Source organism: Streptomyces sp. NPDC001536, from assembly GCF_042894505.1.
In the GTDB taxonomy this organism is placed as follows: Bacteria; Actinomycetota; Actinomycetes; order Streptomycetales; family Streptomycetaceae; genus Streptomyces.
Genome location: NZ_JBIAVQ010000002.1, coordinates 508867 through 533380, shown reverse-complemented (window position 1 = coordinate 533380; position 24514 = coordinate 508867). Strand labels below are relative to the sequence as shown.

The window sequence follows — 24514 nt, the reverse complement described above, 5'->3', positions numbered from 1 at the left end:
GACCGGTCCCGGAAGCCGAGCAGCCAACGCCCTTACCCCTCAGCCCACTTGAGGCACCGACGAGGCGTCCACCGCCACCGCCCGCAACCGCGCCGCGATCCCCACCCGCGCCCGTCGATAGGCGAGGTTCTCCCCGTGCAGCACGGACAGCGCGTTCGCCGACTCCATGAGGGCGATCAGCTCGAAGGCGAGCTGCGCGGCATCGCAGTCGCCGGCCAACTCACCGGCCGCACGCGCCTCCTCGACGCACCTCTCCACCTGCGCGCCCCAGTCCCGCTGGGCCCGCACGACCGCATCGTGCACGGCCCCCTCCCGGGCGTCGAACTCGGCCATCACGCCGTAGAAGAAGCAGCCGCCGGGAAAGACCCGCCCCTCCGAGTACTCCAGCCATGCCTCGCACAGCCGCCACACCCGGCCGATCCCCGCCGGCACCTTCGCGGCGGGCTCCACGACCTCCGCGACGAACACCCGCGAGGCCTCCCGCACCGTGGCCAGCTGAAGCTCCTGCTTGGAGCCGAACAGCGCGAACACCCCGCTCTTGCTGAGCCGCAGATCGGTCGCGAGCCGCCCCACCGACAGCGCTTCGAGACCCTCCACCGAGGCGATCTCGACGGTACGGCCGAGCACCAACTGCCGGGTCCGGTTCCCCCGTTCGACCCTGCCGTCGAGCCGGGTCACCGCAGCGCCGGATGGTCGGCGACGACCGTGCACGAGCCCGGTGCGATCTCGGTGAACCCGGCGTCCCGCACCAACGGCAGTCCACTGCCCACGAGTTCACGCCACCGGTCCCGACCGGGCGTCCGTACGGCGACCGGGAACCCGGCGTCCCGCCAAGCGGCCCGCTCCTCGTCCGACAGCTCCCACCAGGCGAGTTGAGCCCCGTGCCCGGCCTGAGCCATCGCCTTCCCGGCCGACATCTCGACGTCCGGGCTCATCCACAGCACGGGCACACCGGGATCGGCGTCGACCGGCGGCTCGGGGTCGTCCAGGTCGGTGCCCGACACCTGGAGCTTGGCCAACTCCTTGGGCCACCCGTCCAACGGCACCGGCGGAAACACCCGCACCTCCGCGGACTTCCCGGTGACCGTGATCCCGGGCAGCGCCTCGGCCTTGCGCCACTCCGCCCCGCGAGCCCGCCGCACGACCTTCCGGATGCGCGCGTCCTGCCAGTCCCGCATGACCTGGGCCCACTCGCCGTCCCCGAGGGAGCGCTCATCGCTGAGCATGACGAGAACGGCACGGGCGGCGGTCTCGAGAGCGTCGGTACGGGCGGGAGGCTCGGCCCGCTCGATCCGCACGACCAACGGCAGAACAAACTGCGGCGCGTGATCGCGGGCAGTGGCCGAGTGCTGGAAAGGACTGTCGCCGGGCGGCATCGAATCAGGGCTCACGCCAGCCAACCTTAAGGGGCGAACCGAGCGACCAGCCACGGACAACCGATGGCCGCCACACGACATCATGACCACCATGGAACGCGCTCTACAGCTGGACAACGTGGGCCGCCGCTACGGCCTACGCGGCCCCTGGGTCTTACGAGGCATCCACCTCACCCTCACCCCCGGCACCCTCACCCGCATAGAAGGCCCGAACGGCACCGGCAAATCCACGCTCCTGCGCCTGCTCGCCCGACTGGACGCCCCGACAGAGGGCCACGTCAGTGGCCGCCCCCGCACCGCCTACGTCCCCGAACGCTTCCCCTCGGCCCTCCCCTTCACCGCCCTCGGATACCTCACCCACCTCGCCACGATCCACGGCCTCTCCCGAACCTCGGCCCAGCGAGCCGCGCTCGACGCCCTGGACCGCTTCGGCGCCACCCCCTACGCCCGCACCCCCATGGCCCAGCTCTCCAAGGGCAGCAGCCAGAAGGTCGCGGTCGCCCAGGCCCTCCTCGCCGAACCGGAACTGCTCGTCCTGGACGAGGCGTGGACCGGCCTCGACGCGGACGCCCGGGCGGAACTGGAGCGCGCGGTCGCCGAGCGCACCGCGGCGGGTGGAGCGGTGGTGTTCGTCGACCACGACCCGAGCCGGCTGGCGGGGGCGCCCGACGCGACGTACGCCGTGCACGAGGGCGGCCTCCATCGTCGTACGACACCGGCCGCCGCACCCTCCGGCCCGCAGGTGACCGTCGTGGCCCAGGGCCCGGCCGGCGGCCGGCTGCCCGCCGACGCGCACCGGACCGCGACCACCGCCGAGGAGAGGGAACCGGGCACCTACCGGGTCACCGTCCCCGCGTCCCACTCGGACGTCCTGCTCCGCACCCTGCTGACGGCCCGGCCGCCGTGGCATGTGGTGAGCGTGAGCCATGAGACACAGGAAGGCGGCCGATGACCGCTCTGCTCCGCTACCAGGCCGCCCTGCTCGTCCGCTCCCAGCGCTGGCTGCCGCCGTTCATCCTGTACGTCGCCTTCCTGGGCATCGGTGTGCAGAGCGGCCAGCCGATCCTCGACTCGCTCGGGTACGCGGCCGCCGCGCTGCTGCCCGTCGCCGCCTGGCTGGTGCGGATCTGTGTGTCCAACGAGCCGCCCGCGGCCCGCGCCTGTGTGTCCGCGGCGGTCGGGCCCGCGCGGGCGCACCTCGCCTCGCTGCTGGTGGCACTCGCCACCGCGGCGCTGCTCGGCACGGTGTCGACGCTCCTCGTGACGCTGATCAGCGATCCGGTGAGCGCCGACCACCAGACCCCGGTGCCACGGTTCCCGGCCGGTGCGGCCGGGCTGCTCGCCACCCTCGCCTGCGCCCTGCTCGGCACAGCCGTCGGCGCGCTCACCACCTGGCCGCTGCTGCGCTCGCCGGGCCGGGCCGTCCCCACGATGCTGCTCGCGGCCCTGCTGACGACGGTCACGACCGGCTCCCCGGCCCAGGCGGCTGTCCAGGGCCTGGTCACCGGCTCCCGCGAGGGCGCGGCCCCGCTGCCGCTGCTGCCCCTGGCCGCGGCCGCCCTGCTCACCGCGGGCGCGACCGCGGTGGCCTGCGCGCTGACGTCCCGTCGCTCACCCTGAGCAGGCGGTCCGCTGGGCCTCCTGCCACTCGCACACGGGGCACAGCGTGATTCCCTTGTACGACTCCGGGTACTCCGTCGGCTTACGGCACAGCACGCACTCCGCGTACGGCGGACCGTCGGCGACCGGCGGCTTCGGCACCTCTCGGATCGTGCAGTAGTCGTCGCTCATGCCTCCAGCGTAGGGCGCTCAGCGCCGTCCGCCCGAGGCCCCGATCAGCTCGGACACCTTCACGAACCGGTAGCCCTCGGCCCGCAGCTCCGGCACGATCCTGCGCACGGCCCGCTCGGTCGCCGGGGCGGCGCTGCGGGTGCAGTGCATGACGACCACGGAACCGGGGCGCACCCCGTCCAGCACCTGCCGGGCCACCGCGTCCGCGTCCGTCGCGAAGGCGTCGCCGCTGACCACGTCCCACTGCACGGCCGTCACGCCGGCCGGGGTCAGCGCCTTGAGGGACTCGCGGTCGTAGCAGCCGCCGGGGAAGCGGAAGTACGGCCTCGCGTCCGGGACGCCCGCCTTCCGGAAGGCGGCGTACGCGCGCTCGACATCCGCCCGCATCCGGTCCCGGGACACCGTCGGCAGTCCGTAGCAGTCGCGGGTGAAGGCGTAGTGGCTGTACGAGTGGTTCGCGACCTCGAAGAGCGGGTCCCGCCCGATCGATCGGGCCTGCGCCGGGTACTCCTCGGCCCACCGGCCCGTCATGAACACGGTGGCCGGCACCTTCAGCGTCCGCAGCGCCGCGATGAGCCGCGGATTGTCGAAGCGCTCGCCGGCCGCCGCGCGGGGCCCCTGGTCCGCGGTCATGTCGGCGTCGAAGGTGAGCGCGACGGTCTTGCCGTGCGTGCGGGGGCCGTTCTCGAAGACGGGCGTGAGACCGGCGGGGCCGGGGGCGAGGGTCGGGGGCCGGGAGGGCGCGGCGGGGGCGGAGGGCGCCGGGCGGGCGGCGCGGGGTGCCTCGGGGGCGGCGGTGCAGGCGGTGAGCGCGGCGCCGAGTGCGCAGGTGGCCGCTACTTGTCGTACTCGAATGATCACCGCATGAACATAACGGGATGAATCGGGCACATCCCGGATTGCGGGCGCTCACGCGCCGGGAGGCGGGGTGCGCCTCCCGGCGGAGGGTCCTATCCGCGCCAGGGACCCGTCACCGCGAACGTCGTCCCCGGCGTGTAGCAGTTGACGTACATCGTGTCGCCGTCGGGGGAGAAGGTGACCCCCGCGAACTCGCCCCACTCCGGCGCCTCGGGGGTGCCGATGTTCTGGGCGTTGCGGGCCATCGCGTACACCTCGCCCCGGCGGGTGACGCCGTAGACGTGCTGTGCGCCGTTGCCGTCCTCGCAGACCATCAGGCCGCCGCCGGGGGCGAGGCAGATGTTGTCAGGGGACTCGCCGGGGAGCTGGATGTCGGTGTCCGGGCCGAAGACGATCACCAGGGTCAGCCGGCGCGAGGACGGGTCGTAGCGCCAGATCTGGCCGAAGTGGTCGGCGGCCGAGCCCTCCGCGCTGTGGGCGAAGGACGACACGAAGTACACGCACTTCCCGCCCCAGTAGCAGCCCTCCAGCTTCTGCGCGTGCGTGATGCCCTTCGGGCCGAAGTCCTGGAGGCGGATGGGGGTCTGGGCGGCCAGCGGGTCCGGTACGTCGACCCACTCGACGCCCTCGAAGCACGCGCCCGTCTCCTGGATGGAGGAGAGGTCCGGTACGCCCGGGACCCGCATCGCCTGGAGCCTGCCGCCCGCGCGCAGGGAACCCAGGCCGCCGAGCGGCTTGTTCGGCAGGAAGCGGTAGAAGAGGCCGAACGGTTTCAGGAACGCGTCCTCGGTCTCGTAGACGATGCCGCGCTTGGGGTCGACGGCGATCGCCTCGTGCTGGAAGCGGCCCATCGCGGTCAGCGGGACCGCACCTGAGCGGCGCGGGTCGGCGCCGTCGACCTCGAAGATGAAGCCGTGGTCCTTGGTGTAGCCGTTGGTGCCGGCCTTGTCCTCGGTCTCCTCGCAGGTCAGCCAGGTGCCCCAAGGGGTGGGCCCGCCCGCGCAGTTGACGGCCGTGCCGGCGATGGCGACCCGTTCCGACAGGACCTTGTTCCGGCCGCCGAGCGTCAGGGACGTACAGCCGCCCTTGGCCGCGGGGTCGTAGGTCAGGCCGGCGATCGTGGGGACACCGATCCTGCCGTTGTGGCGGTTCTCGTGGTTGCGGACCAGGTGGACGCGGCCGTGTCTGCCGGGGAGGGCGGTCATGCCGTCGTGGTTGGAGGGCACCTGGCCCTCGCCGGAGCGGAGCTGGTCGCCCTCACGGGAGAGGACCTGGTAGCGGAAACCTTCCGGCAGATCGAGCAGACCGTTCGGGTCGGGGACCAGCGGGCCGTAGCCCGTATGGCCGACGGACTGTGCGGCGGCGGTGCCCGCGAAGAGTTCGGACAGGGCGCCGGTGAAGGCGATACCCGCCCCCACCGCACCGGAGCGGGCGAGGATCTGACGTCGTGTTGCGGACATGGAGCAGCAACCTTCCTGCTGGCGGACAGGATGTGACGCCGCTGTGTCTATCACCTGGCGCGGGCTCCGGGAACCACGCGCGTAGAGGTGTCACCGGTCGGTGGGGTGCCGCCGGGTGTCCTCGGGGGACTGTCGGGTGTACTCGGGATGCTCCTGGGCCCTCTCCAGGAAGCGCAGCAGCTCCACCGGGAAGGGGAGCACCAGGGTGGAGTTCTTCTCGGCGGCCACCGCCACCACGGTCTGGAGCAACCGCAGCTGGAGCGCGGCCGGCTGCTCGGACATCTCCTTGGCGGCCTCGGCGAGCTTCTTCGACGCCTGGAGCTCGGCGTCCGCGTTGATGATCCGGGCGCGGCGCTCACGGTCGGCCTCCGCCTGCCGGGCCATGGAGCGCTTCATCGCGTCCGGCAGCGACACGTCCTTGATCTCCACGCGGTCGACCTGCACACCCCAGCCGACGGCCGGGCTGTCGATCATCAGCTCCAGGCCCTCGTTGAGCTTCTCGCGGTTGGAGAGCAGGTCGTCCAGTTCGCTCTTGCCGATGATCGAGCGCAGGGACGTCTGGGCCATCTGGGAGACCGCGAACTTGTAGTCCTCGACCTTCACGAGCGCGTTCGCCGCGTCCATCACCCGGAAGTAGACGACCGCGTCCACGCGCACCGTCACGTTGTCCCGGGTGATGCCCTCCTGGGCCGGGATCGGCAGCGTGACGATCTGCATGTTGACCTTGTGCATCCGGTCCACGAAGGGGACCACCATCGTGAACCCGGGCGCCCGCACGTCGCCCATCAGCCGCCCGAGCCGGAAGACCACCCCGCGCTCGTACTGCTTGACGATCCGCGCCCCGGCGGCGACATAGGCCAAGCCGGCGCAACCGGCTGCCGCGGCCACGGTCAGGAGCTCCTGGAGCATGACGACCCCCTCATCCGGAGGGCTTTTATCTGGTTCTGCAACGATATGCCCGATGCCCGGTCCGGGGCCACGACGGGCCCCGGACCGGGCATCGGTGAGCGCTACGGGGCGGTGACCCGCACCGGCTCGGTGCCGACCGCGCTGTGCCGCTCGGCCCAGTTCTCCAGCGCCGTACGGCAGGCGTGGTCCAGGTGGTGCAGACCGGACAGGTCCAGCTCCACCGGGCGGTCCTGCGGCAGGGACTCCAGGCTGTCGAGGATCTTCGGCAGCCTCAGGAAGGTCGCGTTGCCCGACAGATACGCCTGGACGGGTCCGGCGCCCTTGTCCACGACCTCCAGCTTCAGATGCGAGGCCTCCCAGGCGGTCTTGGCGACGGCCAGCGCGAGACCGATGAGGACGCCCTCGAACATGCTCACCGCGACGATCGACACGGCCGTGACCATGAGGATCAGCGCCTCGCCGCGGTGCTCGCGCCACAGCGACACGATCTCCCGCACGGGGATCAGCTTGGCGCCGGAGTAGACCAGGATGCCCGCGAGCGCCGGGATCGGGATGTAGGCGAGGACACCCGGCAGCAGCGCCGCGAACAGCAGCAGCCAGACGCCGTGCATGACCCGGGACGCCTTCGTCCTCGCGCCCGCCTGGACGTTGGCCGCGCTGCGCACGATGACCGCGGTCATCGGCAGGGCGCCGAGCACACCGCACAGCGCGTTGCCCGCGCCCTGCGCGACCAGTTCCTTGTCGTACTCGGTGCGCGGCCCGTCGTGCAGCCGGTCCACCGCCGCCGCGCTGAACAGCGACTCGGCGGACGCGATCAGGGTGAACGCGACGATCGTGGCGAGCACACCGATGCTCGCGAGCTCACCGAAGGCGGTGAAGGACGGCGGCTGGATGGACCCCAGCAGCCCCTGCACCTCGACGGTCGCCACCGGCATGGAGAACGCCAGGGCGGCGAGCGTGGCCAGACCGACCGCGGCGAGCGGACCGGGCACCGTGCGCACCTTCGCCGGCATGCGCTTCCACAGCACCAGGACGGCGATGGTGCCGACGCCGAGCCCGAGCGAGGCCAGCGCCTCGGTGTTCCCGACGGCGTCCGCGAGCGCGCCGGGCAGCCCGGCTATCTTCCCCAGGCCCGAGGCGGGGGCCTTGGCGTCGGCCATCGCGTACAACTGTCCGGCGATCAGCACGAGGCCGATGCCGGCGAGCATGCCCTCGACGACGGAGACCGAGATGGCCCGGAACCAACGGCCCAGCTTCAGGGCGCCCATGAGGATCTGGAGCACGCCCGTGGCCAGCACGATCACACCGAGCACGGGCAGCCCGAACTCCTGGACCGCCTCGAAGACCAGCACGGTCATTCCCGCCGCCGGTCCGGAGACCTGGAGGCTGCTGCCGCGCATGAGGCCGGTGACGATGCCGCCCACGATGCCGGTGACAAGTCCGAGCTCTGCCGGCACGCCCGAGGCGACGGCCACGCCCACGCACAGCGGGAGCGCGACCAGGAAGACGACCAGAGAGGCGGCGAAGTCCTGCCGCAGATGAGGGTATTTGGTCATCGTCGCGATCACAGCGCCTCGAACGTGTCGGTGTCCACGCGGTGTTCCCGCACGGCGCCGGTGTGCACCTCGTAGTACCAGGCACGGATGGTGAGTTGACGATCCGTCAATTTCTTTTCGATGAAGGGGTAGGAGCGCAGTCGCAGCAGCTGCGTCAGGACGTGGCTCTGCACGCCCTCGGCCACGGCGGGATCCTCGGGCGCCCCGGTGGGGCGCGGCGCCGCGTGCGTGAGCCAGTCGCGCACGGCCGGTACGGCGGTCAGGTCGTCGCCGCGGACCAGGGCGCCGACGGCGCCGCAGTGCGAGTGGCCGCAGACCACGATGTCGCTGACGCCGAGCACTTCGACGGCGTACTCGATGGTGGCCGCCTCGCTGGTGGGGTGCTGCGAGGTGTACGGCGGGACGATGTTGCCGGCGGTGCGCAGCTCGAAGAGCTCGCCGGGGCCGGCGCCCGTGATCAGGGCCGGGACGACCCTGGAGTCGGAGCAGGTGATGAACAGGACCTGAGGGGACTGGCCTTCTGCGAGCTTGGCGAACTCCTCAGGGCGCTGTCCGAACAGACGGGCGTTGTCGATGAGGGGCTGCATGTGGTGACTCCTCCTGGCGCGCCTGCAGCGGCGCGTCGGACGTACATGACAGGTGGGGGGGTGCTGCCGTTATCTGTGAGGCAGAGCTCTGGTCGAAGCCTCACTGGCTGTGTGCGCGGTTGCGAACGATGCCGTGATAGCGAAGGAGGCGAGGGGGAGTGGATACGCAGCAGGGGTGGATGGCCCGATCCATGTCGGTTTGTCTCGCAACATGCGTCCCCCTCCCTGTGGTTCACGGCTTACGCGCTTGCCAAGACATGGTCAATGCCTGGTCAAGAAACACGTTAACCCTGCAAAGTTGTTTGCAGGGTTAACTTAACGTTTCGAGCTGAAGAGAGCCTGAAAAGCGTAGGTCGGATGGCGGGAACCAGCCCTTGACCTGCGGGAGTTCACCGGTTAGGCGGGTCCGACGAGTCCCTTGCCGTCACGGGCCAGCGCGGTGAGCCGGGAGATGGCCCGGAAGTACTTCTTGCGGTACCCGCCCTTGAGCATCTCCTCGCTGAACAGCTGGTCGAACGGCTGTCCGGACGCGAGGACCGGAACCTCGCGGTCGTACAACCGGTCCGCGAGCACGACGAGCCGCAGCGCGGTGGACTGGTCCGGAATCGGCTGTACGTCGGTGAGGCACACCGCCTTCAGGCCATCGGTCAGCGCGCCGTACCGGCTGGGGTGGACACGGGCGAGGTGTGCGAGGAGTTGCGGGAAGTCGTCGAGCGAGGCGCCCTCGGTGGCGTACGCCGCCTTGGTGACCTGTTCCTCGGAGTGGGGGGCCGGCGCCTCGGGCAGACCGCGGTGGCGGTAGTCCTCGCCGTCGATGCGCAGCGGGCGGAAGTGGGCGCTGAGTCCCTGGATCTCGCGCAGGAAGTCGGCCGCGGCGAAGCGGCCCTCGCCGAGCTTGCCGGGGAGGGTGTTGGAGGTGGCGGCGAGGGCGACACCCGCGTCGACGAGCTTGCCGAGCAGGGTGGAGACGAGGACGGTGTCGCCCGGGTCGTCGAGCTCGAACTCGTCGATGCACAGGAGTCGGTGGCCGGAGAGCGTCTGGACCGTCTTCTGGAAGCCCAGGGCGCCCACGAGGTTGGTGAGCTCGACGAAGGTGCCGAACGCCTTGAGCGAGGGCTCCGCCGGGGTGGCGTGCCACAGGGAGGCGAGCAGGTGGGTCTTGCCGACGCCGTAGCCGCCGTCGAGGTAGACACCGCGGGGACCGGCCGGGACCTTGGGCGCCTTGGCCTTCCCGAAGCCGAACAGGCCGCGCTTCCCGCCGCCGACGGCATGCGCCCCGCCGAGCCCGCCGGCGAAGCCTTCCAGCACCCGCACCGCCTCGAACTGGCTGGGCTGGTTCGGGTCCGGGATGTAGGTGCTGAACCGGACCGAGTCGAACCGCGGCGGCGGCACCATCTCGGCGACCAGCCGGTCCGGGGCGACGTGCGGCTCGCGGGAGCACAGGGACAGCGGGGCCGCGTCTGCTATCGGGCTGATCCCGGAGGCGGTGGTGGATGACGACACGGTTCCCCATGCTAAGCGCCGTGCCACACTGCACGACATGCGACGCCTGTTCCCTGTGACCGACCAGACAGCGACGAGGGCCTCCGGCGGTGGGGCCGGGGGTGTGGAGGCGGGGGGTGCGGTCGGGGACTCCGGGGCTGGTGGTTCCGGCGGGGGCGCGGTGACTGACGGCTCTCGTGGGGTACCCGGGGCAGGTGCTGTCGGTGAGGGGGGTGGGGCGATGGGTGCTCAGGGTGGTGCCGGTGCCGATCTCCTCGACCGCGAGTGGAGTCTCGACGAGCTGGCCGAGGCCTACGCCTATCCCGAGTCCGTCGCGGGTGCGGCGCCGGTGGCCTGGTTGCGGGCGAACATGGTGTCGACGCTCGACGGTGCCGCTCAGCACGACGGGAAGTCGCAGCCCATCTCCACCGCGGCCGACATGCGGATCTTCGGCACGCTCAGGGGACTGGCGGACGTGGTCGTCGTCGGCGCGGAAACGGTACGGCAGGAGGGGTACCGGCCCGCACGCGCGCGTGCGGAGTTCGCGGAGCGCAGGGAGGCGGCCGGACAGGGGCCCGCTCCGGTGATCGCGGTGGTCAGCGCCTCTCTGGAGCTGGACTTCTCCCTTCCGCTGTTCACCTCCCCCCTTGTCCCCACCCTCATCCTGACCGGCGCCGCGGCCGCCCCCGACCGGATCGCGACCGCGGAGAAGGCGGGCGCCCGGGTGGTGATCGCCGGTGACGGTGTCGGCGTGGAGCCCGCCCGTGCCGTACGGGCTCTCGCGGAGCTCGGATCCACCCGGCTGCTGACCGAGGGCGGCCCGCGGCTGCTCGGTCAGTTCGTGGCGGCCGGCGTGCTCGACGAGCTCTGTCTGACCGTCGCCCCGATGCTCACCGCGGGCGATGCCCAGCGCATCGCCGGGGGGCCGCCCGTCGCGGTTCCGCATCGGTTCGCACTGGTGTCCCTGCTGGAGGAGGAGGGGTTTCTCTTCGGCCGCTACCAGCGCACTTGATATTCGTTCAGCGGTACCGCCGGTCCCGAAATCGGCGGAATCTACCGTTCCGTTTAGCTTCCGACGGGCACACTGAATCTCGCAGCCCCGTGAGATCACGGGGCAGGATGGTTTCCGCAGAAGGGGCGCGCGGTGTTCACAAGCGTACTGATGATCGAGAAGGCCCTGACGTCCGCCGACGTCGAGTTCGTCACCACCTTGCACGGCGATGAGCAGGTCTCCTTCCATGTGCTGCTCCAGCCGCGCGGCGACCAGGCGGACCGCCTGCTGCGGGCCATCGACGACGTCGCACTGGGCGAACTGGACGAGGCGGCGAAGGAGAGCGAGGTACCCGAGGGCGACGCCGCGAGGTCCTTCGGGGAGCGGGCGCTGGAGGTGTCCCTCCAGGCGCTGCGGGGCTCCGGGAACGCGGCGGAGGGGCGGTTGATCGAGGACCATCCGCTGGACGCGCTGAAGGGGCTCGTGGAGGAGGTCGGCGCGGACGAGGTGATCGTGCTGACCGATCCGCATTACGTGGAGGAGTTCTTCCACCGGGACTGGGCGTCGAGGGCTCGGCACAAGGTGGGGGTGCCGGTGCTGAAGCTGTTCTCGCACAGCAAGGCGTAGCTCGTCGGGTGCGGGTCCTGCTCCGTCACCGCAACGAATAGGCTGGGGCGCTGAACGTCCGCCGTATCTGTACGCACAGGGAGACATCACGTGGCACCCGGCACCCTTCCCACCGCCATGGACCGACCGCACTTCATCGGCATCGGCGGCGCCGGGATGTCGGGGATCGCGAAGATCCTCGCGCAGCGCGGGGCGAAGGTGGCGGGCAGCGACGCCAAGGAGTCGGCGACCGCCGAGGCGCTGCGCGCGCTGGGCGCCACCGTGCACATCGGGCACGCGGCGGAGCATCTCGCGGACGACGCGAGCTGTGTGGTCGTGTCGTCGGCGATCCGCCAGGACAACCCGGAGCTGGCCCGCGCGGCCGAGCTGGGCATCCCGGTGGTGCACCGTTCCGACGCGCTGGCCGCCCTGATGGAGGGCCTGCGCCCGATCGCGGTGGCGGGCACCCACGGCAAGACCACGACCACCTCGATGCTGGCCGTCTCGCTGTCGGAGCTCGCCCTGAAGCCGTCGTACGCGATCGGCGGAGACCTGGACGCCCCCGGCTCCAACGCGCTGCACGGCGACGGCGAGATCTTCGTCGCCGAGGCCGACGAATCGGACCGCAGCTTCCACACGTACGCCCCCGAGGTCGCGATCGTCCTCAACGTCGAGCTCGACCACCACGCGAACTACGCGTCCATGGACGAGATCTACGAGTCCTTCGAGACGTTCACCGGGAAGATCGTCCCCGGCGGCACGCTGGTGATCTCCTCCGACCACGAGGGCGCGCGGGAGCTGACGCGGCGGGTGGCCGGCTCGGTGCGGACGGTGACGTACGGAGAGGCGGAGGACGCCGACGTACGGGTGCTGTCGGTCGTGGCCCAGGGGCTGAAGAGCGAGGTCACGGTCGAGCTGGACGGCTCGCCGCTCACCTTCACGGTCTCCGTCCCCGGCCGCCACTACGCCCACAACGCGGTCGCCGCCCTCGCCGCGGGCGTCGCGCTCGGCATCCCCGCGACGGACCTCGCCCCCGCCCTGGCCGCGTACACGGGCGTGAAGCGGCGCCTCCAGCTCAAGGGCGAGGTGGCCGGCGTCCAGGTCATCGACTCCTACGCCCACCATCCGACCGAGATGACGGCCGACCTGGAGGCGATGCGCGGGGCCGCCGGCGACGCCCGCATCCTGGTGGTCTTCCAGCCCCACCTCTTCTCCCGCACCCAGGAGCTCGGCAAGGAGATGGGCCAGTCGCTGTCCCTCGCGGACGCCTCGCTGGTCCTGGACATCTACCCGGCCCGCGAGGACCCGATCCCCGGCGTCACCAGCGACCTGATCATCGAGGCGGCACGCGCCGCGGGCGCGGACGTGACGCCGATCCACGACAAGGCGGACGTCCCCGCGGTGGTCGCGGGAATGGCGAAGCCCGGCGATCTCGTTCTCACCATGGGCGCGGGCGACGTCACGGACCTCGGCCCGCGCATCCTGGACCGACTCGCGTAGTGGATAGGGGCTGAGCAACATGTCGTACGACGTCGAAAAGCCGGACGAGCAGTGGCGTGCGGAGCTGAACCCGGCCGAGTACGCCGTCCTGCGCCAGGCCGCCACGGAGCCCGCGTTCACCGGTGAGTACACCGACACCAAGACGACGGGCGTCTACTCCTGCCGCGCCTGCGGCGCCGAACTCTTCACCTCCACCACGAAGTTCGAGTCCCACTGCGGCTGGCCCTCCTTCTACGACCCGAAGGACACCGACGCCGTGGAACTGGTCTCCGACCGGTCCCACGGGATGGTGCGCACCGAGGTGCGGTGTGCCCGGTGCGGGTCGCATCTTGGGCATGTGTTCGAGGGGGAGGGGTATGCGACTCCGACGGATCAGCGGTACTGCATCAACAGCATCTCGTTGCGGCTGACGCCGGACGAGGGCTAGGGAAGGGCCAGGGGGGGGCGAACGGGGCGTCAGTCGGTGAAGCCCCGTTCGTGCGGGGCCTTGTCGATGCGGGCCCGATGGGTCGCCTCCCAGGCGTCCAGGGACTCCTCGGCCAGGCGCGGCCGGCCCACCGTGAGGATCTCTTCCCGGCGGGCCGGACCGGGACGACTCCGCGGGCGAAGACCGGGCCCGCCCGCCGGCGCGCAGTCCAGGTCGCCCGGCTCGACCACGACGACCGAACTCAAGATCGAGCGAGGTAGACAGCTCCTGCGAAAAGTTGCCCGGCGTCCCGAGTCGTGCCGTCATGGACGGGGGATCACGGAGTCTGGGAGCACGTATGAGCGACGCGGCGATGTCCGGCGGCGACCGTCCCACCGCTGCCGCCTGGCGCAACCTCGTGGTGGCCACTGTAGGGTTCACGCTCACCTTCTGGGCGTGGAACCTGATCGCCCCACTGGCCGCCGACTTCGACGACGAACTGCACATGTCGTCCTTCGCGCAGTCCGAACTGGTCGCCATCCCCGTGCTGGTCGGTTCCCTCGGACGGGTGCCGGTGGGCGCGCTCACCGACCGCTACGGGGCGCGGGTGATGTTCCCCCTGGTCAGCGCCCTGACGATCGTGCCGGTGCTGCTGCTCGTCCCGGCCCATGACTCCTATCTGGCGCTGATCGCCGTCGGTTTCGTGCTCGGCCTGGGCGGCACGACGTTCGCCATCGGCGTCCCGCTCGTCAACTCCTGGTTCCCGCCCAAGCAGCGGGGCGCGGCGCTCGGCATCTTCGGCATGGGCATGGGCGGTGTCGCCCTGTCCGGCTACTTCACGCCCCGCATGTACCGGCACAGCGAGAACCTGCCCTTCTTCGTCCTCGCGATCGCCCTCGCGGTCTACGCCGTGCTCGCCTACTTCCTCATCAACGACCGCCCCGACCGGCCCGTCCCGTCCACGCCCCTCACCACACGCCTCGGCCAGGCCGCCCGGCTGCGGGTGACCTGGGAGCTGTCCGCCCTGTACGCGATCGGCTTCGGCGGCATCGTCGCGTTCGGCGTCTATCTGCCCACGTATCTGAAGACGTGGTACGAGCTCGACGCCACCGACGCGGGCACCAGGGCCGCCGGGTTCGCCCTGGTCGCGGTGGTGTTCCGGCCGATCGGCGGATGGCTGTCGGACCGGATCCACCCGGCCGTGGTCACCGCCTGGGCGCTGGGCGCGGTGGCGATCCTCGGTGTCGTCCAGGCCTTCGACCCGACTCTGATGCCGGGCGCCACGATCTGTCTCCTGGTGATGGCGGCCGCCCTCGGTGCCACCAGCGGCGCGGTGTTCGCCCTGGTCGCCCGGGTCACCCCGCAGCCCCAGGTGGGCAGCGTGACCGGCATCGTCGGCGCGGTCGGCGGCCTCGGCGGTTTCGTCCCCCCGCTGGTCATGGGCGCGGTCTACAGCGCCAAGGACTCCTACTCCATCGGCTTCATGCTCCTGTCCGACCTCGCCCTGGCCGGCTGTGTCTATGCCTACGGCCGGATGCGCGACGCCGGGACCGACACGGCACCGACGCGGCCGGCTCGGCCGAAGGAGCGGGTCGCCGACTGAGACGGCCGGGCCGGGTGCGCGGGGGCGGTCCGGTCCCGGCCGGCGGGCCGCACGGCTCGCGCGGTGAGGGGCTCGGCAGTACGCCACGCCTCACGCCGGCGCCCAGGCGGCCCACCGCCGCCCTGGACGCGGCGGACCGCCCCTCACAGCACCTTCCGCTGCACCAGCGCCGACAGCACCAGCGCCCCCGGCAGCAGCGGTACCCACACCGTCAGGACCCGGTAGCCGATGACGGTCGCCGTGGCCGTTCCCATCGGTGCGCCGAAGGCGACCAGGGCGAAGACCAGGGCCGCGTCCACCGGGCCGATGCCGCCCGGCGCGGGCACCGCGCCGACCGCCGTGCTCGCGGCGAGGAAGGCGAAGGCCACCTGGGTCCAGGACAGCGACAGGCCCAGCGCGGCGCCGACCGAGAAGATCACGCCCGCCTGGAGGAGCGGAGCCGCGGCCGCCCCGCCCCACAGGGCCAGGACGCGACTGGGCCGGGTGTGCAGGAGCCGTACGTCGGTCAGAGCGGTGCGGACGCGGCCGCGCAGGGGGCGTACGAACGTCAGGAGCAGGGCCGCGGTGACCAGACCGAGCGTCACGGCCACGGCGGGCAGGAGGAGGGTCCGCCGGTCGGGGACGAGGTCGCCGAGGTGCAGCAGACCGGGGGAGGACACGACGAAGACCAGCAGCACGAAGGTCTTCGCTATCGGCCTGACCAGCGAGTACAGGGCGAGCGAGGCGGTGGCGCGGGCCAGCGGGACGCCCTGGCGCTGGAGGAAGCGCAGCGTGACGGCGTGGGCGCCGATGCTCGCCGGGAGGACGTGGTTGGCGGCGCCGGCGGCGAACTGCGAGGCGAGCAGCTTGCCGGGCGGCAGCCGGTCCGGCAGCGCGCCCTGCCGTACGCAGGCGGCGGACACCCAGCCCAGGAGGGTGAACACCACCCCGGACAGCAGCCACCAGGGGTCGGCGGCGGCGAGCCTCGCGACACCGTCGTAGAGCGAAGCCCGGTCGATCGCGGCCCACCCCGCGATCAGCAGGAGCGGCAGCAGGCTCAGGGCCGTACGCGTCAGACGGGCGGACGGGAGGGAGCGCGCGGGTACGGCCACGGCGGCGGGGAGCGGGCGGGGGAGCTCTTCGAGCGGGAGCGAGGTCACGGCGTACGGGGTCCTTCCGCGTCACGCCCGCGGGGAACGGGCGGATGGGAGGCGGGGGAGAGCGGGGACGACGGAAAGGTGCCCGGGCGGCATGGCCACGGGGTGTCCGGAAGTCGAAAGCTGTACGACAAGCGGCCGAGCGAGCCGAACGTGCCGAGCATTCTGGGAACGCTACGCGCGGTGAACGACGTGTGGTGAATCAAACTATCCATCGTGATGTTGACTTCCGGCTGAATCAGCCAGAAGAATCCCGGATGTGACCCTTTCAGTGAGCCCGGCCACCGGCCCCGTCCTCCCGTCCGACCTGGACGAGGCGGCGCACCGCTGTCTCGTCGCCGGGTTCGACGGCACGACCACGTTCCCCGACACCCTGAAACGGCTGGTCGACCGGGGACTCGGCGGGGTCATCCTGTTCACCCGCAACGTGCGGGACGCGGAGCAGATCCGCGAGCTCACCGACGCGCTGCGGGCGATCCGGCCCGATCTGCTGGTGGCCATCGACAACGAGGGCGGCGGCATCGGCCACCTGGTGGCCGCAGGCGCCCCCGAGGTGCCCGGCTCCTACGCCCTCGGCGTCGCCGACGACCCCAACCTCACCGCACGCTGCGCCGACGCGCTCGCCGGGCATCTGGCGACCCTCGGCATCAGCGTCTCCTACGCCCCCGTCGCCGACCTCCAGCACCTGCCGAGCAACCCCATCGTGCGCACCCGCTCCTTCGGCGCCGACCCCGAGCTCGCCGCCCGGCATCTGCGGGCCTGGATCACCGCCACCGAGGCACGCTCCATCGCCTCCTGCGCCAAGCACTTCCCGGGCCACGGCGGCACCGACACCGACAGCCACCACGGCATCGCGGTCGACCCGCGGCCGTACGACGCGCTCCGCGCCGACCTGGAACCGTTCCGGGCCGCCGTCGCCGCGGGGGTGCCGATGCTGATGAGCGCGCACGTCGTCTTCCCGGCGCTGGACGCCAACCGGCCCGCCACCCTCAGCCGCCGCATCCTCGGCGATCTGCTGCGGCACGACCTCGGTTTCGACGGGGTCCTGGTCAGCGACGCCCTGGAGATGAAGGCGATCGCGGACGAGTACGGGGAGGCGGCCGGGGCGCGGATCGCCCTCGCGGCCGGAGCCGACCAGGTCATCGTCGCGGTACCGGATCTGGAGGTCACGCTCGCCTGCCGGGACGAGGTCCTCGACGCGCTGCGCTCCGGCGTGCTGCCGGAGGAGCGGGTGCGGGAGGCGGCGGAACGGGTGCGGCGGCTCGCCGAGCGGTACGCGACGCCGACCGAGAGGGTCGCCGCGTGGGACACCGATGCCGGGCTGGAGGCCGCGCGCCGGGCCGTCCGCGGCCAGGGGACGCCGTCCGCGGTGCGCGGCGCACATGTCGTCGACCTGTTCCCGCACCCGCACCCCGCCCTCAACTGGGGCGGCGAGGACCTGCTCACCGAGGTCCGGGCCCTCGACCCCACGGCCGTGGGCACCGCGGTCGCCGGTGAACCGGAGGATCCGGCCGCCCTCGTCGAGGGGATACTGGCCCGCGACCGGCCCCTCGTCCTCGCCACCTGCGACGCCGGGCTCCACCCCTGGCAGGCCCGCCTGCGCGACGCCCTCCTGGCCCGGCGGCCCGACGCGGTACGGGTGGACACCGGGCTGCCGGAGGGCGGTGCGCTGTGCTCCTACGGGCGGGGGCGGGTGAACCTGCGGGCGGTGGCGGAGGTTCTCACCGGAAGCTGACCGGGACGGTCGTACGGCTTCCTCGGAACCTGATCAGGTCAGTCGTACGACGTCCTTGATTCCCCTCGCGGCCAAGTACCCCTTGTCCTGCGCCCGTTCGGCCAGCACGACCGCCGGGCGGGCCCCTTCCGCGCGCAACCGCATCCACTCCTCGAAGTACTCCCCGCCCGGGCCCGACACGGACCGGGTGCCCGGTGTGCAGTCCAACACCAGGGCGGTGGACCGGGGTTGGGGCGTGTGCGGCTCCTTGACCGCCTCCGCCAGCGCCTCGGCGATCGGCTTGGGGCGGCCGGACGAGTCGAACAGGCCCAGGGTGTACTCGAGTTCGGGGAAGTCGACGAGGGAGCGGTCCACGTCGTGGGAGCACCACCAGGTCACGCCCCACAGCCCCTCGCAGTCGGAGGCGTTGCGGACCGTCGCGCGGGCGAACTCCGGGGCGTCGGCGGCCGGGATGTGCGGTTCGGGGGCGCCGGTCTCCTGGACCCACACCGGGCGGGCCGGATCCTCGGCGTAGGCCTTCGCCAACTCGGTGCCGTACTCGGCGAGATGGCGCACCTGCGGGGAGCGGGGGCCGTAGCGGCGGGCGCAGTCGCCGGAGAACACCCAGGGGTGGACCGTGGTCAGATCGCCCTTGCGGGCCGAGGCCTCGGGGGTGAAGGGGTGGTCGTCGCCGTACCAGGCGGCGTCGTACGCGGAGTGGGTGACCATGCCCCGCTCGCCGAGGCCGTCGCGGGCGGCGGCCAGGAGGGTGTCGAGGTAGTGGTCCACCTCGGCGGGGGTCACCGGGTTGTGCTCGACCAGGTTGTTGAGCTCGTTGCCGAGCTGGAGGCCGAGCAGATGGGGGCGGCCGGCCAGGGCGCGGCCGAGGGTGCGGAGCAGGTCCGCCTGGGCCTCGATGGCGTCCGGGTCGGTGAAGACGTTGCGGTGGTGCCAGCTGCGGGTCCAGTCCGGGTAGAAGTCGAAGCTCGACAGATGACCCTGGACGCCGTCGACGAGGACGTCGAGACCGGCCTCGCCTGCGAGGTCGACGAGCTGGGTCAGCTGGTCGACGGCGGCGGGGCGGATGACGTTCCGGTTGGGCTGGAGCAGTGGCCACAGGTGGAAGACACGGACGTGGTCGAGCCCCAGGCCGGCTATCTGCTCCAGGTCCTCGCGGGCGTGTGCCGGGTCGAAGTCCTGCCAGGAGTGGAACCAACCGCGGCGGGGCGTGTAGTTGACGCCGAAGCGGAGCGTACGGATGGGATCCTCCTCGGGTTCGGTGCACGTCGGCTCTTGTTCTGCGCGAATGTATCAACCACCATAGTCAGTGATGGGCAATGATTTGAACCAGAACTTGGCAGACTCGGGCGACGCGCGGCACGACCTCGTCGTCGGACTCGACGCGGGCGGCACCCGCACCCGGGCGATGTGCGTGTCCGTGGCGGACGGCCGGCTGCTCGGCGAGGGCTCGGGGGGTCCGGGCAACGCCCTGACGGTCCCGGAGCCGCAGCTCACCGACCATTTGGCCGAGGCGATCGCCGCGGCGGTGCCGGAGTCGGCACGGGACCGGGTCGTCGCCGTGGCCGGCGGATTCGCGGGCGCGACGGGGGCCTCGGCGGACGACCCCGGGTACGTCCACGCCCGTTCCGCGCTCACAGAGGCCCTCCGCCGACTGGGCATCCCGCCCGGGCCGGTCGCCCTCTGCAGCGACATCGAGGCCGCCTTCGCCTCCGCACCCGGCACCCCGACCGACGGTCTCGCCCTGGTCGCGGGCACCGGTGCGGTCGCCGTGCGGATCGCCGGGCGCCGGGCCACGACCACGGTGGACGGCGACGGCTGGCTGCTGGGCGACGACGGCAGCGGGTTCTGGATCGGGCGCGGTGCGGTGCGGGCGGCGCTGCGGATGGCGGACGGACGGGGAGCGTCGACCGGGCTGGCGGTGTCGGTGGGGAGGGCTTTCGGGGTGCCGGAGGAGGCGCTGCCGGGTGGTGGTTCGTCGTACGACGTGGAGCGCGGCGGTCGACCGGACTGGTCCCTCACCCGCCGCGAGGACTACCGCAGACACCTGCTCCCCGTAGTCATGACCGACCCTCCGATCCGGCTGGCCCGCCTGGCCCCCCTCGTGGTCGAGGCGGCCCGGCAGAAGGACACCGTGGCCCTGGGCATCCTCGACGAGGCAGCCGACCAACTGACGGCGACCGTAAGGGCGTTGGCCCCCCGCGCCGGCGAACCACTCGTCGCCACCGGCGGTCTGCTCGGCCCTGACGGCCCCCTCACCGAACCCCTGACCATCCGCCTGCGGGCCCTCGGCCTGACCCTCGACTGGGTGGCGGACGGCTGCCGGGGGGCCGTGGCCCTCGCGCGGCTTGCGTACGGGGGCGACAACCGATGAAGGCACCCTCCCGCGCCCCCGTCCACCCCGAACACACCGGCGGCCCCCGATGAGCGAGCCCCTCTACCGCGACCCCACCACCCCCCTGGACGCCCGTGTCCAGGACCTCCTCGACCGTATGACCCTGCGCGAGAAGGTCGGGCAGCTCAATCAGCGGATGTACGGCTGGGACGCCTACCGCAGAACGCCCGGTGGCGACTTCGAGCTCACCGACGCGCTGTACGCCGAGACCGAGCGTTTCGCCGGGCTCGGTGCGCTGTATGGGCTCCAGCGTGCCGACGCGTGGTCCGGTGTCGCGCACGGGGACGGGCCCGGCGCGGAGGACGGGGCGGCGCTCGCCGAGATGGTGCAGCGGCATGTCGTCGAGCGGAGTCGGCTCGGTATCCCCGCGCTGTTCGTCGAGGAGGTGCCGCACGGGCTCATGGCCCTCGACGGGACGGTCCTCCCCGTCAACCTGGCCGTCGGCGCCACCTGGGATCCGGAGCTGTACGAGCGTGCCGCAGCGCACGCCGCCGCCGAACTCCGCGCCAGGGGCGGGCATGTCGCGCTGGTCTCGGCCCTCGACATCGCCCGCGATCCCCGCTGGGGCCGTACCGAGGAGTGCTTCGGCGAGGACCCCCACCTCGCCGCACGGCTCACCGAGGCGCTCGTGCGGGGGATGCAGGGCGCCGCCGGGGCCGAGTACTTCGCCGCCGACAAGGCCCCCGTCGTCCTCAAGCACTTCGCCGGACAGGGCGCCACCGTCGGCGGCCGCAACTCCGCCGAGTCCGAACTCGGCCTGCGCGAACTGCACGAGATCCACCTCCCCGCCGCCCGGGCCGGCGTCCGCGCCGGAGCGGCCGCGGTCATGGCCGCGTACAACGAGGTCGACGGCATGCCGTGCTCGGGAAATCGTGCACTGTTGACCGAACTCCTCCGGGACAGCTGGGAGTTCGACGGACTGGTCATGGCGGACGGCCTCGCCGTGGACCGGCTGGCCCGCATCACCGGGGACAAGGTCTCCGCGGGTGCCCTCGCCCTCAACGCCGGTGTCGATCTGAGCCTCTGGGACGAGGGGTTCACCCATCTGGAGGAGGCGGTCGAGCGGGGGCTGGTCGAGGAGTCGGTGCTCGACGCCGCCGTCGCCCGCGTGCTGCGGCTCAAGTTCAGGCTGGGGCTGTTCGACGGACCGCACGCGACGCCCCCTGCGCCGACCGGAGGCGAGCAGATCGGCAGAGACCTCGCCCGGGCCGCCCTCACGCTCCTCGACAACAAGGGGCTGCTGCCCATCCCGGCCACTGTCTCCCGTATCGCCGTGATCGGACCCCAAGCCGCCACCACCGCCCACCAGTTGGGCGACTACACCGCCCCACAGCGCCCCGGCACCGGCAGCAGCGTCCTCGACGGACTGCGCCGACTCGCCCCGCCCGGCGTGGACCTCCGCCACGCCCACGGCTGTGCCCTCACCGGCGACGAGCTCTCCGGCATCCCCGAGGCCGTCGCCGCGGCCGCCGCCTCCGACATGGCCGTGCTGGTCCTCGGCGGCAGCAGCGCACGCACCCCCGACACCGAGTTCGACGCCAACGGGGCGGCGCTCAGGGCGGTTTCGGAGATGACCTGCGGCGAGGGCGTCGACCTGGCCGACCTGCGGCTGGGCCCCGCCCAGTACCGGCTGCTGGACGCGGTCGTCGCGACGGGCACGCCCACGGCGGTCGTTCTGATCCAGGGGCGCCCGCATGTCGTCCCCGACACGGCCGGTGCGCTGCTCACGGCCTGGTACCCGGGCCCGTGGGGCGGCGACGCCATCGCCGAGGTGCTGCTCGGGCTCGCGGAGCCCACCGGACGGCTCCCCGTCTCCGTCCCGCGCTCCGGCGCCCAACTCCCCGTCTACTACAACCACAAGGACACCGAGTACGGCGGATACGTCGACGAGAGCGCGGAGCCGCGGCACTCCTTCGGGCACGGACTGTCGTACACGAGCTTCGCGTACGGCACACCCCGGGTCACCGACGGGACCGTCGCCGTCGAGGTCACCAACACCGGGAAGCGGTACGGGCGTACGGTCGTGCAGGTGTATCTCCGGCGCCTGATCACGTCCACCTGGCCGCGCGCCCTGGAACTGTGCGCGTTCGAAGGGGTCGGCCTGGAGCCGGGGGAGCGCCGTACGGTCGTGCTCCCGCTGTCGATGACGGAAGCCCGGACCGACTCCGCCGAGATCCGTGTCGCGGAGTCGGCCCGGGCGGCTCTGAGTGCCGTGCCGATCGTGCTGGACGTGCGAGGCGTCAGAGCTTGACGGCCCCGGACGACACGCCCTTGTAGAACCACCGCTGGGTGATCACGAACAGCACCAGCACCGGGATCACCGAGATGACGGACCCGGCCATGACCATCCGCTGGTCGTAGCCGAACGACGAGCTCTGAAGACGCGAAAGACCCAGCGTCAGCGTCATGTTGCTCTCCGAGCGCAACACGATCAGCGGCCACAGGAAGTCGTCCCAGGCGCTGATGAAGGTGTTGATGACCACCACCAGGATCGCGCCCCACGCGGACGGCAGATACAGATACCGGAAGCGCTGCCACTCGTTGGCGCCGTCGAGCATCGCCGAGTCCTCGATCTCACGCGGGACCGCGAGGAACGCGGCGCGCATCAGCAGGACGTTGATGGCACCGACGAAGCCGGGCAGCCACACGCCCGCCAGGCTGTCGACCAGGCCCAGGTCGCGGATGCTCAGGAACAGCGACACCATGATCGACTCGAAGGGGAACATCATCGAGGCGACCAGGACGACCCAGACCACCTTGCGGCCCTTCCAGCCGGGCTTGGAGAGCATGTAGCCGGCCGTGGTGGAGAAGACGAGCTGGCTGGTGATGGACAGGGCGACCACGATCAGGCTGTTCTTGATGTACGTGGCGACCGGGACCTGCTCGAAGACCGTGCGGTAGGCCCGCAGGGTCGGGTCGTGCGGCAGCAGGGTGGCGTCGGCGCCGAAGACGTCCTCGCTGGTGCTCTTCAGGGAGGCCAGCAGCTGCCAGACCAGCGGGCCCACGGTGAGGCCGAGCACGAGGAACAACAGCAGGTAGCGGACGACGAGTTCGCGCGGACGGCCGTAGTCCCGCCAGCGGGGCAGCAGGCGCCGGCGCGGGGCCGGAACAGCGGTCGTCACGACTCGTCCTCCTTCGTCAGGCGCTGCGCCAGCAGGGTCAGCCCCAGCGTCAGCAGGAACAGGGCCACGCTGACGGCGGAGCCGTAGCCGGCGTTGCCGGTGATGGGGTCCAGACCGACGTCCCGGATGTAGAAGGGGAGGGTGCGGTCGGCGCCGCCGGGGCCGCCGGTGGAGCTGCCGAGCATGTAGATCTCGGTGAAGACCCGCAGCGAGCCGATGCCGGTGAGCGTGCCGACGAGCATCATGGCCTGCCGTACACCGGGCACGGTGATGTGCCAGAAGCGGCGGACCGCGCCGGCGCCGTCCATCTGCGCCGCCTCGTGGAGCTCCTTGGGGACGTTCCCGAGCGCGGCCAGGTAGAAGACCATGTACCAGCCCAGGCCCTTCCACAGCGTCAGGCCCATCGCGGACAGCAGGATCAGCCACGGGTCGGACAGGAACGGGATGGCCGACCGGATCAAATGGGCCTTCTCCAGCCAGGTGTTGACCAGTCCGTCGTCCGCGAGCAGCCACTGCCAGCTCAGACCGACGACCACACTGGAGGCCAGCACCGGTGTGTAGAACGCCGAGCGGAAGAAGCCGATGCCCGGGAGGTTCTTCTCCACCAGCACGGCCAGCATCAGCGGCAGCAGCACCATCAGCGGGACGACGATCAGGGCGTACAGGATGCTGTTGCGGGTCGCCAGCCAGAAGTCCGAGTCGTCCAGCATCCGCGTGTAGTTGTCGAGCCCGACGAAACTCGCGGCGCCGCCCAGCGGCTTGGCGTTCGTGAACGACAGCAGCACCGTGTTGAGGAACGGGAACACCCCGAACACCACCGCGCAGACGATCGCCGGGGCCGTCCACAACCAGGGCAGCCACCAACGGCGGTACATCGCCGCCCCGTTGGCCCCGGCCGCCGGGCCCGGCAGCAGGGCCCGGAGTCGGGAGGGCCTCGCGCCCGGCGCGGAGGGGGTGCGCTCCGCGCCGGACACGGACACCGGCTTCGTGATCTGAGCCGTCAC

At 71.9% G+C, this 24514-nt stretch carries 23 protein-coding genes and 1 pseudogene; 10 read left to right on the top strand and 14 right to left on the bottom strand.

Translation table 11 applies throughout. The features are described from left to right. Positions 1-39 precede the first annotated feature (39 nt). A complete protein-coding gene (locus ACFY0U_RS07515) occupies positions 40-678 on the bottom strand; it encodes a TetR/AcrR family transcriptional regulator (protein WP_388631661.1) in 639 nt (212 codons plus the stop codon). Continuing rightward, positions 675-1376, bottom strand: a complete 702-nt coding sequence (locus ACFY0U_RS07510) for an aminoacyl-tRNA hydrolase (protein ID WP_388632380.1) — start codon at positions 1374-1376, stop codon at positions 675-677. Before ACFY0U_RS07510 ends, ACFY0U_RS07515 begins: the two co-directional genes overlap by 4 nt. Positions 1377-1467: 91 nt before the next feature. Here ACFY0U_RS07510 and ACFY0U_RS07505 point away from each other — a divergent pair, with 91 nt between their 5' ends. Both ACFY0U_RS07505 and ACFY0U_RS07500 read left to right on the top strand, forming a co-directional pair. Beyond that, a complete protein-coding gene (locus ACFY0U_RS07505) occupies positions 1468-2328 on the top strand; it encodes an ATP-binding cassette domain-containing protein (RefSeq protein WP_388631659.1) in 861 nt (286 codons plus the stop codon). Further along, positions 2325-2996: an ABC transporter gene (locus ACFY0U_RS07500; RefSeq protein WP_388631656.1), complete on the top strand. Its 672-nt coding sequence runs from the start codon at positions 2325-2327 to the stop codon at positions 2994-2996. Before ACFY0U_RS07505 ends, ACFY0U_RS07500 begins: the two co-directional genes overlap by 4 nt. Here the strand turns inward: ACFY0U_RS07500 and ACFY0U_RS07495 are convergent. The 7 genes from ACFY0U_RS07495 to zapE form a co-directional block, all read right to left on the bottom strand. Then, complete coding sequence (locus tag ACFY0U_RS07495; RefSeq protein ID WP_388631654.1) at positions 2988-3167, bottom strand: hypothetical protein; 180 nt, start codon at positions 3165-3167, stop codon at positions 2988-2990. The two genes, ACFY0U_RS07500 and ACFY0U_RS07495, sit on opposite strands and share 9 nt — an antisense overlap. Before the next feature lie 18 nt (positions 3168-3185). Continuing rightward, complete coding sequence (locus ACFY0U_RS07490; protein ID WP_388631651.1) at positions 3186-4028, bottom strand: polysaccharide deacetylase family protein; 843 nt, start codon at positions 4026-4028, stop codon at positions 3186-3188. Between the two features lie 89 nt (positions 4029-4117). Continuing rightward, the gene (locus ACFY0U_RS07485) at positions 4118-5485 is read right to left on the bottom strand and encodes a PhoX family protein (RefSeq protein ID WP_388631649.1); all 1368 of its coding nucleotides are present in this window, start codon (positions 5483-5485) and stop codon (positions 4118-4120) included. Between the two features lie 90 nt (positions 5486-5575). After that, positions 5576-6394, bottom strand: coding sequence for a slipin family protein (locus tag ACFY0U_RS07480; protein ID WP_388631647.1), 819 nt, complete (start codon positions 6392-6394; stop codon positions 5576-5578). A gap of 101 nt (positions 6395-6495) precedes the next feature. Continuing rightward, positions 6496-7950 (bottom strand): SulP family inorganic anion transporter, encoded by a 1455-nt coding sequence (locus tag ACFY0U_RS07475; protein WP_388631645.1) that lies wholly within the window; start codon positions 7948-7950, stop codon positions 6496-6498. Positions 7951-7958: 8 nt separating this feature from the next. Further along, positions 7959-8537 (bottom strand): carbonic anhydrase, encoded by a 579-nt coding sequence (locus tag ACFY0U_RS07470; protein WP_388631642.1) that lies wholly within the window; start codon positions 8535-8537, stop codon positions 7959-7961. A 396-nt stretch (positions 8538-8933) separates the two neighbouring features. After that, positions 8934-10040, bottom strand: coding sequence for a cell division protein ZapE (zapE, locus tag ACFY0U_RS07465; protein WP_388631638.1), 1107 nt, complete (start codon positions 10038-10040; stop codon positions 8934-8936). Positions 10041-10260: 220 nt separating this feature from the next. Between zapE and ACFY0U_RS07460 the strand changes: the two genes are divergently transcribed. The 4 genes from ACFY0U_RS07460 (at position 10261) to msrB (ending at position 13543) form a co-directional block, all read left to right on the top strand. Next, positions 10261-11031 (top strand): pyrimidine reductase family protein, encoded by a 771-nt coding sequence (locus tag ACFY0U_RS07460; RefSeq protein WP_388631635.1) that lies wholly within the window; start codon positions 10261-10263, stop codon positions 11029-11031. Between the two features lie 132 nt (positions 11032-11163). After that, positions 11164-11637 carry an indole-3-glycerol phosphate synthase gene (locus ACFY0U_RS07455; RefSeq protein ID WP_388631633.1) on the top strand — a complete coding sequence of 158 codons (474 nt, stop codon included), beginning with the start codon at positions 11164-11166 and terminating at the stop codon, positions 11635-11637. 90 nt (positions 11638-11727) lie between these two features. Continuing rightward, positions 11728-13116 carry a UDP-N-acetylmuramate--L-alanine ligase gene (gene murC / locus ACFY0U_RS07450; RefSeq protein ID WP_388631630.1) on the top strand — a complete coding sequence of 463 codons (1389 nt, stop codon included), beginning with the start codon at positions 11728-11730 and terminating at the stop codon, positions 13114-13116. Positions 13117-13135: 19 nt separating this feature from the next. Beyond that, positions 13136-13543, top strand: coding sequence for a peptide-methionine (R)-S-oxide reductase MsrB (msrB, locus tag ACFY0U_RS07445; RefSeq protein WP_307024659.1), 408 nt, complete (start codon positions 13136-13138; stop codon positions 13541-13543). Between the two features lie 29 nt (positions 13544-13572). Here the strand turns inward: msrB and ACFY0U_RS07440 are convergent, their stop codons facing one another. Next, a complete protein-coding gene (locus ACFY0U_RS07440; RefSeq protein ID WP_388631626.1) occupies positions 13573-13788 on the bottom strand; it encodes a hypothetical protein in 216 nt (71 codons plus the stop codon). Positions 13789-13880: 92 nt separating this feature from the next. Here ACFY0U_RS07440 and ACFY0U_RS07435 point away from each other — a divergent pair, with 92 nt between their 5' ends. Next, complete coding sequence (locus ACFY0U_RS07435; RefSeq protein ID WP_388631623.1) at positions 13881-15125, top strand: nitrate/nitrite transporter; 1245 nt, start codon at positions 13881-13883, stop codon at positions 15123-15125. Positions 15126-15268: 143 nt separating this feature from the next. Here the strand turns inward: ACFY0U_RS07435 and ACFY0U_RS07430 are convergent, their stop codons facing one another. Beyond that, positions 15269-16264 carry a YbhN family protein gene (locus ACFY0U_RS07430; RefSeq protein WP_388631620.1) on the bottom strand — a complete coding sequence of 332 codons (996 nt, stop codon included), beginning with the start codon at positions 16262-16264 and terminating at the stop codon, positions 15269-15271. Positions 16265-16520: 256 nt separating this feature from the next. On the opposite strand from ACFY0U_RS07430, the gene ACFY0U_RS07425 reads away from it, so the two are divergent. Next, positions 16521-17996: a glycoside hydrolase family 3 N-terminal domain-containing protein gene (locus ACFY0U_RS07425; RefSeq protein WP_388631617.1), complete on the top strand. Its 1476-nt coding sequence runs from the start codon at positions 16521-16523 to the stop codon at positions 17994-17996. Positions 17997-18029: 33 nt separating this feature from the next. On the opposite strand, the pseudogene ACFY0U_RS07420 reads toward ACFY0U_RS07425, so the two are convergent. Continuing rightward, positions 18030-19297: pseudogene (locus ACFY0U_RS07420) on the bottom strand (glycosyl hydrolase). A gap of 8 nt (positions 19298-19305) precedes the next feature. Between ACFY0U_RS07420 and ACFY0U_RS07415 the strand changes: the two are divergent. Together ACFY0U_RS07415 and ACFY0U_RS07410 are read left to right on the top strand one after the other, a co-directional pair. Beyond that, positions 19306-20367 carry an N-acetylglucosamine kinase gene (locus ACFY0U_RS07415; protein WP_388631614.1) on the top strand — a complete coding sequence of 354 codons (1062 nt, stop codon included), beginning with the start codon at positions 19306-19308 and terminating at the stop codon, positions 20365-20367. Positions 20368-20416: 49 nt separating this feature from the next. Continuing rightward, positions 20417-22639, top strand: a complete 2223-nt coding sequence (locus tag ACFY0U_RS07410) for a glycoside hydrolase family 3 N-terminal domain-containing protein (RefSeq protein WP_388631611.1) — start codon at positions 20417-20419, stop codon at positions 22637-22639. On the opposite strand, the gene ACFY0U_RS07405 is transcribed toward ACFY0U_RS07410, so the two are convergent. After that, positions 22629-23510 carry a carbohydrate ABC transporter permease gene (locus ACFY0U_RS07405; RefSeq protein ID WP_388631608.1) on the bottom strand — a complete coding sequence of 294 codons (882 nt, stop codon included), beginning with the start codon at positions 23508-23510 and terminating at the stop codon, positions 22629-22631. The genes ACFY0U_RS07410 and ACFY0U_RS07405 overlap by 11 nt on opposite strands. Next, on the bottom strand, positions 23507-24514 hold the full coding sequence (locus ACFY0U_RS07400) for a carbohydrate ABC transporter permease (protein WP_388631605.1): 1008 nt from the start codon (positions 24512-24514) through the stop codon (positions 23507-23509). Before ACFY0U_RS07400 ends, ACFY0U_RS07405 begins: the two co-directional genes overlap by 4 nt.

Coding starts and splice junctions, on each gene's coding strand:
- ACFY0U_RS07510 (WP_388632380.1), bottom strand. CDS start 1,376: ATGCCGCCCGGCGACAGTCCTTTCCAGCACTCGGCCACTGCCCGCGAT.
- ACFY0U_RS07505 (WP_388631659.1), top strand. CDS start 1,468: ATGGAACGCGCTCTACAGCTGGACAACGTGGGCCGCCGCTACGGCCTA.
- ACFY0U_RS07500 (WP_388631656.1), top strand. CDS start 2,325: ATGACCGCTCTGCTCCGCTACCAGGCCGCCCTGCTCGTCCGCTCCCAG.
- ACFY0U_RS07495 (WP_388631654.1), bottom strand. CDS start 3,167: ATGAGCGACGACTACTGCACGATCCGAGAGGTGCCGAAGCCGCCGGTC.
- ACFY0U_RS07485 (WP_388631649.1), bottom strand. CDS start 5,485: ATGTCCGCAACACGACGTCAGATCCTCGCCCGCTCCGGTGCGGTGGGG.
- ACFY0U_RS07480 (WP_388631647.1), bottom strand. CDS start 6,394: ATGCTCCAGGAGCTCCTGACCGTGGCCGCGGCAGCCGGTTGCGCCGGC.
- ACFY0U_RS07475 (WP_388631645.1), bottom strand. CDS start 7,950: ATGACCAAATACCCTCATCTGCGGCAGGACTTCGCCGCCTCTCTGGTC.
- ACFY0U_RS07470 (WP_388631642.1), bottom strand. CDS start 8,537: ATGCAGCCCCTCATCGACAACGCCCGTCTGTTCGGACAGCGCCCTGAG.
- ACFY0U_RS07460 (WP_388631635.1), top strand. CDS start 10,261: ATGGGTGCTCAGGGTGGTGCCGGTGCCGATCTCCTCGACCGCGAGTGG.
- msrB (WP_307024659.1), top strand. CDS start 13,136: ATGTCGTACGACGTCGAAAAGCCGGACGAGCAGTGGCGTGCGGAGCTG.
- ACFY0U_RS07435 (WP_388631623.1), top strand. CDS start 13,881: ATGAGCGACGCGGCGATGTCCGGCGGCGACCGTCCCACCGCTGCCGCC.
- ACFY0U_RS07415 (WP_388631614.1), top strand. CDS start 19,306: ATGGGCAATGATTTGAACCAGAACTTGGCAGACTCGGGCGACGCGCGG.
- ACFY0U_RS07410 (WP_388631611.1), top strand. CDS start 20,417: ATGAGCGAGCCCCTCTACCGCGACCCCACCACCCCCCTGGACGCCCGT.